5 protein-coding genes are annotated in these 3,600 nt (G+C 40.9%); all 5 read left to right on the forward strand.

The features are described 5' to 3' along the window. Positions 1-555 precede the first annotated feature (555 nt). The 5 genes from AWH61_RS07675 to AWH61_RS07695 all read left to right on the forward strand — a co-directional run bounded on the left by AWH61_RS07675 (position 556) and on the right by AWH61_RS07695 (position 3,106). Positions 556-1,017, forward strand: a complete 462-nt coding sequence (locus AWH61_RS07675; RefSeq protein ID WP_075176707.1) for a hypothetical protein — start codon at positions 556-558, stop codon at positions 1,015-1,017. 136 nt (positions 1,018-1,153) lie between these two features. After that, a complete protein-coding gene (locus tag AWH61_RS07680) occupies positions 1,154-1,537 on the forward strand; it encodes a hypothetical protein (RefSeq protein WP_075176708.1) in 384 nt (127 codons plus the stop codon). Between the two features lie 94 nt (positions 1,538-1,631). Next, positions 1,632-2,048: a hypothetical protein gene (locus tag AWH61_RS07685; protein ID WP_075176709.1), complete on the forward strand. Its 417-nt coding sequence runs from the start codon at positions 1,632-1,634 to the stop codon at positions 2,046-2,048. Positions 2,049-2,163: 115 nt separating this feature from the next. After that, positions 2,164-2,619: a hypothetical protein gene (locus tag AWH61_RS07690; protein ID WP_075176710.1), complete on the forward strand. Its 456-nt coding sequence runs from the start codon at positions 2,164-2,166 to the stop codon at positions 2,617-2,619. 115 nt (positions 2,620-2,734) lie between these two features. Beyond that, positions 2,735-3,106 (forward strand): hypothetical protein, encoded by a 372-nt coding sequence (locus AWH61_RS07695; protein WP_075176711.1) that lies wholly within the window; start codon positions 2,735-2,737, stop codon positions 3,104-3,106. Positions 3,107-3,600: the final 494 nt, after the last annotated feature.

The following is a 3,600-nucleotide window of genomic DNA, read 5'->3' on the forward strand; positions in this document are numbered from 1 at the left end:
AGCAACATAACAAAAAAATTAAGCACGCCCGCTGCGCGGGCTGGGACGCAAACATGTGGGCTGCTCACTTCGTTCGGATTTTAGCCCACATGCCTGCGCCCCTTATTTAAAAGTTATGTGACCAGGAAACTTTTTAAAATGGATGTTGTTTCAATAATTCTTATCGTACTTTGTCTTTTAAATCTAAGTGTCTGTGTTTTTTTGTCACAAAGAGAGGACTTGGAAATTGTCCAAAAAGTTACTCAGATCATAATAGTCTGGTTTGTTCCCTTTCTGGGCGCTCTTGGTTTATATGTTTTCCACCGAAGCCAAGACAGAGATGTCAGTAAACCTTTTAAGGGAAAATTTGGAGGCGGAGACAATGGTAGCAGCCACACGAGTACCGGAGATTAAACAATATGTCCTCGCGTAACAGTACAAAGCACTTTTTGGGTAAGTCACATAACAAAGCGCTTAACACGTTCCCTCCGGTCACTGGGACACAAACGCGGCGCGGCTTCGCCATTCTCGCACCGCATTTGTGCCCGTTAGCTTAAAGTTAGGCCTCAGTTAACTATGTCAGATTTAAAGCCAGATTATTCAAGTTACTCAGTAGCCGAACTTAATGAAGCAAAAGAGTCAGTTGATAAACTCCAATTTCCTGAAAGATTTGCTGAAATACAATCAGAACTAGCTGAAAGAGGTGTAGGTAATCCCGAAGCTACAAACGTACAAAAATCAGCAGAAAACCCAGTGAAAAAGGTGCCTAATATTTTAACGAAGACAGACTCCAAAATTATTCATTTTATAATTCGAGTTTGGTGCATCATTTTGTTTTATCTGCCTGCCTCCGACCTCCATGAAGTATTTATGGAAGGGACAACTTACGCAAGGCGCTTGGGTACTATTAGTTACGATAGTAATCCCATTTCTTTTAGTATTGAAGTTGCTAAAAGTATAGTATTAGCCGGATTGCTTATATTTGCCTTTATCAAAAATCCACTAGCATTGGGTAAAAAAGGTGAGCCAAAGGCCTAACAAACAACTGTTGGCACTCACTACGTTCGCTGGGACACAAACACATGGGCTACGTCACTTCGTTCCTAATTATAGCCCATGTATTTGTGCCCCAAAGTTGGGCGTTAGGCTTCTCACATAGACAACTGGTTTTATAATGGAAAAGGAAATTTCTAGGTTCATTCAAGAGTTTTTATCCTTCACACCACAAGGGTCTTTATATTCTGTGGCGCGGTTACTAAATCAAGAAGAACACGAGAAGTATAAATGCATTATGATTCGATGGAGCTTTTGGCATTTTTGGTATTTCAACGCACCAAAGTCAAAAACTATAAAGAAAATTGCAAAAGATTTTCGTAAAAAGATTGGCATGTATGGAATTGAAGGTGCCAACTCACTTGTCACAGGTGTTATAGCTAGAGAATCCGGCGGTTGTGTTTTTGTGACAACATACTCTATAGGTAATAAAAAAATGGAACCATTGTGTTTCGTTATGGAAAACCAAGATAAAGATTGGGCGCTAATGCAACATGATGGTTAAATAAGCGAAAGTGGTAAAGCCTAACAAGCCAATCAACACACTCACTGCGTTCGTTATTGGAAAGTTAGGGTTCTAATTGGATATCGGAGGTATTATGGATGAAGTTTCTTTGATCGTATCAATTCTAAGTTTTGTTGTAGCAAGCGCTTTTTCTTATGTTGCTCATAAAGCTTCCAAAGCATCTCAAATCGCTACGGAAAGGGCTATTGAGCTTGCAAACACCGCAAATACGCTTACCGCAGCCTCAAATGAAATGTCTAAATCTTCATTAGCCCTCGCTGATGCATCTAACCGTTTATCGGAGTCACAAAAGACGACAGCCTTAGTATCACTTTTAGCTCCAGCAACGGAAGACCCTGAACAGTGGCGTTTATTTGTGAAGTTTTTAATTAAAAATAATAAGCTCCCTGCTTTATCGGATGAAGATTATGATTTCGTTAAATACCTTGAGCGTAGATTGTCCATAAAGGCCTCGATCGTAAATGGAAGACTCACAGTCGATGAACCCTAACAAAACGCTCAAGCCGTTCCCTTCGGTCACTGGGACGCTTACACGCGGGGCGGCTCCGCCATTATGCCCCACGTGCCAGCGCCCCTTAGCTTAAAGTTAGAAGCCAAGGAGAATCATGGCTCGTCGCTCAGAGTTCAAAGGAATCGTAAGAAACTTTGCTCACATGCTAAATAACCGCAATAACGATCATCTTGGTTACTGGGCTACAGGACAACTATACTTGCTCGCACAGAAACAGAACATCTCTTCTATATCAATCAATCTGTTAGAAATAGAGCATAACAGCGTAATAAACCACCTCGAACCTTTTGCTAAAAGCATTCGGAAATCACTCATTAATATGCTGAACTCTCATAAAATCCCCTCATCATGGCTTACGTCAGCTACTGTTACTTTTAGCTTTAATGAACAATATCAAAAGCAGTATCACTATTGGCGTTCAGCTCTGGGCTCACCCTATCTGGTAACGTTGGAAATCACGTCAGACTTAGGCAAGGTGTATAAACAAACATTTGGTGGTAATGTAAATCCACACGATCCTCTTAAGGAACAACGGCGTGCAGGCTTCTAACAAAAAAATTAAGTCACTCACTTCGTTCGCTGGGACGCATACACGCGGGGCGGCTTCGCCATTATGCCCCACATGCCTGCGCCCCTTATTTAAAAGTTAGCTGACAAGAGGATTCATGGAAGATTACTCTCCGAATAAAATTCCTAAATCGAGCCGAATTTTTAATATCGTTTGGGCACTGTTCTTAATTGCTATGTGTCTTTATGGCTTCACTAACGAAGCTTTGGTATATCCCGGCGTAAGAGGCTCTTACCCTATTGAATTAACTGGTATGCCTCTACTATTTTTCTGCGTTGCATTGCTCTCGGGTGCTGTTAATGCTGCGCTGACCGTAATTTACCACTACGACAAAAGAGATAACGAAAGAAGCTATAAACAAATGTCACTTTATCTAAACGTCCTAAGTATATTTACAATAACGTTAGCTTTTGGATATCAATTCATTATTAACCAAGAGTCAGCGGTAGTTATTGGCAATGTCAGCTAACAAGCCAATAAACGCACTCACTTCGTTCGCTGGGACGCATTCACGCGGGGCGGCTTCGCCATTATGCCCCACATGTCTGCGCCCGTTATTGGAAAGTTATAAGTCAATGGAATACGTTTGATGTCAGAGCTTTTTAATACAATCCTAGTCGTGGTTATATGCTGTTTAGCCACTGCTCACATCAATGGCTTTTTTTCTATATCTAGAAAATCACCAAGTGTCATTTGGTTAAAATCAAAACGTACCGCTGTAGTGGTTTCGCTTACAGTTCTTTTTGTTATCGTAGCTATAGCTAAAATTTTGCTTTTACTTGTGTAATCTAGGAAGGTTTTTTTTAAAAGTGACTTATAACAACTCAATTAACACACTCACTTCGTTCGCTGGGACACAAACATGGCGGCAGTGTCACTTCGTTCCGATTATAGCCGCCATGTTTGTGCCCCTTATTTGGGTGTTAGCCACCAAAGACACTATGAGCCAATTTTTTTCATTTT

It is taken from the genome of Alteromonas sp. W12 (assembly GCF_001924945.1).
GTDB lineage: Bacteria > Pseudomonadota > Gammaproteobacteria > Enterobacterales > Alteromonadaceae > Alteromonas > Alteromonas macleodii.

Excerpts from the sequence above, each read along its gene's own strand:
- AWH61_RS07675 (WP_075176707.1), top strand. The coding sequence starts at position 556 with ATGTCAGATTTAAAGCCAGATTATTCAAGTTACTCAGTAGCCGAACTT.
- AWH61_RS07680 (WP_075176708.1), top strand. The coding sequence starts at position 1,154 with ATGGAAAAGGAAATTTCTAGGTTCATTCAAGAGTTTTTATCCTTCACA.
- AWH61_RS07685 (WP_075176709.1), top strand. The coding sequence starts at position 1,632 with ATGGATGAAGTTTCTTTGATCGTATCAATTCTAAGTTTTGTTGTAGCA.
- AWH61_RS07690 (WP_075176710.1), top strand. The coding sequence starts at position 2,164 with ATGGCTCGTCGCTCAGAGTTCAAAGGAATCGTAAGAAACTTTGCTCAC.
- AWH61_RS07695 (WP_075176711.1), top strand. The coding sequence starts at position 2,735 with ATGGAAGATTACTCTCCGAATAAAATTCCTAAATCGAGCCGAATTTTT.